The organism is Flavobacterium sp. CF136, assembly GCF_000282055.1.
Classification (GTDB): Bacteria; Bacteroidota; Bacteroidia; order Flavobacteriales; family Flavobacteriaceae; genus Flavobacterium.
In genome coordinates this window covers 1-576 of record NZ_AKJZ01000099.1, presented here as the reverse complement: position 1 = coordinate 576, position 576 = coordinate 1, and the positions used below count along the sequence as shown (strand labels likewise).

Here is a 576-nt window from a genome sequence, read left to right as displayed (position 1 = left end):
AGTTTCGGGTTTAAAACCCTGCAATTTATTGCAGTACTTTAGTAATGCGAAAAAATTTTTACCTTTAGATTATGAGTACAGATATAAGAAAAGGTTCGCATACAGTAAGCAGATTAACCTGTCATGTTGTTTGGGTTACCAAATATAGATTTAAAGTTTTGAAGGGTGACATTCAAAAGCGTTGTCGTGAAATTTTGATACAAATATGTGAAGCAGAAGGGATTGAGATTTTAAAAGGAGTTGTTAGTTCAGATCATGTTCACATGCATATAGAGTATGCACCCAAACAAAATGTTAGTACTATATTGAAGAGTTTAAAAGGACGAACTTCAAGAAAACTACAAATGGAATTTCCAGAACTTCAAGCACGTTATTGGGGACAGCATTTCTGGGCCAGTGGCTATGGGGTTTGGAGTACAGGAAATATAACTGATGAGATGGTAAATGAATATTTAGAACATCACAGAAAAAAAGATGGGGATGATAATTCAAATTTCATTCTTGAATGAAATAGAAAGAGGGACTTTCAGTCCCTCGTAAAACAAACCTCTGCACTTTCAGTGCAGAGTGGTTTAG

1 protein-coding gene is annotated in these 576 nt (G+C 34.9%); it reads left to right on the top strand.

What is annotated here, in order from left to right; translation table 11 throughout:
• The first annotated feature begins 71 nt into the window (after positions 1-71).
• Positions 72-509, top strand: a complete 438-nt coding sequence (gene tnpA, locus PMI10_RS19630; protein WP_007811005.1) for an IS200/IS605 family transposase — start codon at positions 72-74, stop codon at positions 507-509.
• Positions 510-576 lie beyond the last annotated feature (67 nt).